Genomic DNA, 4,080 nt, shown 5'->3' with positions numbered 1-4,080 from the left:
CGCGGCCCCCGCGCTGCCTCCCCCGATCTTCCCCCGCACCACCGCAACAGGCCAGCGCCAGGCCAGGGGGCCGGCTGGCCGGAGAGAGAACCCATGAACACGCACACCGTGCTGCCCCGCGCAGCGCTGTCGGTCGCGCTTGGCCTGCTGTTGGCCAGCGGCCATGCCGGGGCACAGTCCGCCCCGGCTCCGCTGAGCCAGGCCGAACTGTCGGCGCTGGTGCAGCAGCAGGCGCTGCAGATCCAGCAGCTCGAAGCGCGCCTGCGTGCCGTTGAAGGCGGGCAGGGCGCCGTCCCAACCCCGCCTGTGGCACCGGCGCCCGCGCTGGAAAGTCGGGTCGCCGCGCTGGAGTCGAGCCAGTCCAAGTCGCCCAAGGTGTCCTGGTCGAAGGGCGCGCCGGAATTCGGCAGCGCCGATGGCAAGGTGGCATTCCGCCCGCGCGGCCGCCTGTTTGTCGATGGCTCCAGCACCGACGGCTCGTCGGTGGCCGACCGCAACATCTCCGGCACCGAGATCCGCTCGGTGCGCCTGGGAGCCGAGGGTCGCTACGGCATCCTCGGCTGGGCGGTGGAGGGCGACTTCGCCGACAATGCCGTGGCCTGGAAATCGGTCTACGCGACCGTGGACCACCGCCTGTTCGGCCTGCCGGCCGACCTGACCGTGGGCAACCGGCTGAACGACCGCGGCATCGACGGTTCCAGCAGCACCTCCAACACGCCGTTCCCGGACCGCAACGTGGTCGGCACGCTGATGCTGCCGCAGCGCGGCCTGTTCGGCGTCGGCCTGACCGAGCGCGTGTACGGCAAGGGTTGGCACGCCAGCCTGTCGGTGGCAGGCAACGATCTGAACAACGCCGGCAACGACAACGACAGCCAGACCTGGGCCACGCGTGTGCACTGGAACCCGGGGGCGGGCAAGGCCGCCACCGTGCACCTGGGGGCCTGGGCCTTCCATGAGGAGATCGCCGCCGGTGCCAGCGGCGTGCTGCGCAGCTCGGCCATCGCCGGGCACTTCAACGATCTGGTGAAGATCGCCCCGGGCACCCTGACGGGTGCTGAGCGCAGCACGGCCTATGGCCTGGAAGCGGCCGGGTTCTTCGGCCCGGCGTGGGCCACCGGTGAATGGGGCACGCGCAACCTGCGCGGGGTCGACGCCAGCGGCCGCTATGACCTGGACCACCAGGCCTGGGCGATATCGGCGGGCTGGTTCCTGGTGGGCGCGCTTCCTGCCTATTCAGGCAAGGCCGGCACCTGGGGCAAGGTGAAGGTGGCCGACCCCGTGACCGACGGCGGCGCCGGGGCATGGGAACTGAAGGCGCGCTATGAGGACGTGGACTACGCCGAACTTCCCACCGGCGGCACCGGCCACGCGTGGACGGTGGGAGCGAACTGGTACCTGAACGACTACAGCCGGGTGATGTTCGAGGCAATCCGCTGGCAGGCCAACAACCGCAGTGGTAGCGGGCAGGGCCGGGACGAGGGCACCACCTTCAATACCCGGCTGCAGGTGGCGTTCTAAGTACGTGGCTGGCGGTATGGCCCCTTCGGTATGTATAATTCGTGCATACCGAAGAGGGCCTACCGATGGAAGCCACTGTTGCAGAACGCGGGCAGATCACCCTGCCAAAGGCGGTGCGTGATGCCCTCGGCCTGACCAAGGGCACGCTGCTGAAGGTCGAGCTGGATGGCAGCCGCATCATCCTGCGCAAGAGTGTTGACGATGCCATTTCACGGGCGCGCGGCAAGTTCGCGCTCGATGGCTTCGATTCGGCTGAAGCGGCCGTGCGCTCGGTGCGCGACGAGGAATAAGCCGTGATGATCGCCGTCGATTCCCCGGTGCTGGTCGAACTGCTCAGCAATGGCCCGCAGGCCGATGCGGTGGAAGCCATCCTGCGGCAGAGCCTGGTCGGCGGCCGCGTGGTGGTCTGCGGCGCGACCCTGGCCGAGGTCTGCGCCTCGCTGCGCGGCGGTGCCGAGGTGCTCGAAGCGCTGGAAGAAATGGGCGTGCACTTCAATGCGCTGGAGGCCAAATCGGCACTGCGCGCCGGCGAGATGCACCGCCGCCACCGCCAGCGCAGCGGCAGCCGCCGCAGCCTGGACGAATTCATGGTCGGCGCCCACGCACTGCTGCAGTGCGACGGCCTGATCACCTGGAACGATACGTTTTACCGCGACTACTTCAAGGGCCTGAAGCTGATCGTGCCGCAAGCCTGAGCCCATTTTTTTTCAACCTACGCATTACCCGGGAGTTGTCATGTTGGAAGCCTACCGCCACCACGTCGCCGAGCGCGCTGCGCTTGGCATCCCGCCGCTGCCGCTGAGCGCGCAGCAGACGGCCGATGTCATCGAACTGCTGAAGAACCCGCCGCAGGGCGAGGCCGAGTTCCTGCTCGACCTGCTGACCCACCGCGTGCCGGCCGGCGTTGATGACGCTGCCAAAGTCAAAGCCTCGTACCTGGCGGCGATCGCGCTGGGTAGCGAGCAGAATCCGCTGATCAGCCGTGAGCGCGCCACCGAACTGCTGGGCACCATGCTCGGCGGTTACAACGTTGCTCCGCTGGTGCAGCTGCTGGACGACGCCAGCGTCGGCACCATCGCCGCTGACGGCCTGAAGAAGACCCTGCTGGTCTTCGACGCCTTCCATGACGTGCAGGAAAAGGCCAAGGCCGGCAACGCCAACGCCCAGGCCGTGCTGCAGAGCTGGGCCGATGCCGAGTGGTTCACCAGCAACCCGGAAGTGCCGCAGAGCCTGACCGTCACCGTGTTCAAGGTGCCGGGCGAAACCAACACCGACGACCTGTCGCCGGCGCCGGACGCGACCACCCGCCCGGACATCCCGATGCACGCGCTGGCGATGCTGAAGAACAAGCGCGACGATGCGCCGTTCACCCCGGAAGAAGACGGCAAGCGTGGCCCGATCCAGCAGATCCTGTCGCTGAAGGACAAGGGCCACCTGGTCGCCTACGTCGGTGACGTGGTCGGTACCGGTTCCTCGCGCAAGTCGGCCACCAACAGCGTGCTGTGGTGGACCGGCGATGACATTCCGTTCATCCCGAACAAGCGTGCCGGCGGCGTCTGCCTGGGTTCGAAGATCGCCCCGATCTTCTACAACACCATGGAAGATGCCGGTGCGCTTCCGATCGAGCTGGACGTGTCGAAGATGGAGCACGGCGATGTGGTCGAGCTGCGTCCGTACGAAGGCAAGGCGCTGAAGAACGGCGAAGTGATCGCCGAATTCCAGGTCAAGAGCGAAGTGTTGTTCGACGAAGTGCGTGCCGGTGGCCGCATCCCGCTGATCATCGGCCGCGGCCTGACCGGCAAGGCGCGCGAAGCGCTGGGCCTCGCCCCGACCGACCTGTTCCGCCTGCCGGTGCAGCCGGTCGACACCGGCAAGGGCTTCTCGCTGGCACAGAAGATGGTCGGCCGCGCCTGTGGCCTGCCGGAAGGCCAGGGCATGCGCCCGGGCACCTACTGCGAACCGAAGATGACCTCGGTCGGCTCGCAGGACACCACCGGCCCGATGACCCGCGATGAGCTGAAGGACCTGGCCTGCCTGGGCTTCTCGGCCGACCTGGTGATGCAGTCGTTCTGCCACACCGCCGCCTATCCGAAGCCGGTGGACGTGAAGACCCACCACACCCTGCCGGAGTTCATCTCCACCCGTGGCGGCGTCTCGCTGCGCCCGGGCGACGGCGTGATCCACAGCTGGCTCAACCGCATGCTGCTGCCGGACACCGTCGGTACCGGTGGTGACTCGCACACCCGTTTCCCGGTGGGCATTTCGTTCCCGGCCGGTTCGGGCCTGGTCGCCTTCGCCGCTGCCACCGGCGTGATGCCGCTGGACATGCCGGAGTCGGTGCTGGTGCGCTTCAAGGGCAAGATGCAGCCGGGCGTGACCCTGCGTGACCTGGTCAACGCGATCCCGCTGTACGCGATCAAGTCGGGCCTGCTGACCGTGGCCAAGGCCGGCAAGAAGAACATCTTCTCCGGTCGCATCCTGGAAATCGAAGGCCTGCCGGAGCTGAAGGTCGAACAGGCGTTCGAGCTGTCCGACGCCTCGGCCGAACGTTAGGCCGCCGGT

General features: G+C 67.8%; 3 protein-coding genes and 1 pseudogene. All 4 read left to right on the top strand.

Annotation, left to right across the window (positions count from 1 at the left end; translation table 11 throughout):
- The first annotated feature begins 93 nt into the window (after positions 1–93).
- The gene (locus tag O0J73_RS21735) at positions 94–1,518 is read left to right on the top strand and encodes a porin (protein WP_308309616.1); all 1,425 of its coding nucleotides are present in this window, start codon (positions 94–96) and stop codon (positions 1,516–1,518) included.
- Between the two features lie 65 nt (positions 1,519–1,583).
- Positions 1,584–1,808: an AbrB/MazE/SpoVT family DNA-binding domain-containing protein gene (locus O0J73_RS21730; protein ID WP_006442494.1), complete on the top strand. Its 225-nt coding sequence runs from the start codon at positions 1,584–1,586 to the stop codon at positions 1,806–1,808.
- Positions 1,809–1,814: 6 nt separating this feature from the next.
- A complete protein-coding gene (locus O0J73_RS21725; protein ID WP_049458027.1) occupies positions 1,815–2,213 on the top strand; it encodes a type II toxin-antitoxin system VapC family toxin in 399 nt (132 codons plus the stop codon).
- A gap of 40 nt (positions 2,214–2,253) precedes the next feature.
- Positions 2,254–4,068 (top strand): annotated as a pseudogene (locus tag O0J73_RS21720) (bifunctional aconitate hydratase 2/2-methylisocitrate dehydratase); the annotation flags it as partial.
- Positions 4,069–4,080: the final 12 nt, after the last annotated feature.

It is taken from the genome of Stenotrophomonas sp. Sm6012, assembly GCF_030985895.1.
In the GTDB taxonomy this organism is placed as follows: Bacteria; Pseudomonadota; Gammaproteobacteria; order Xanthomonadales; family Xanthomonadaceae; genus Stenotrophomonas; species Stenotrophomonas forensis.
The sequence above is the reverse complement of the archived record's forward strand: the minus strand, read 5'-3'. Positions and strand labels throughout refer to the sequence as shown.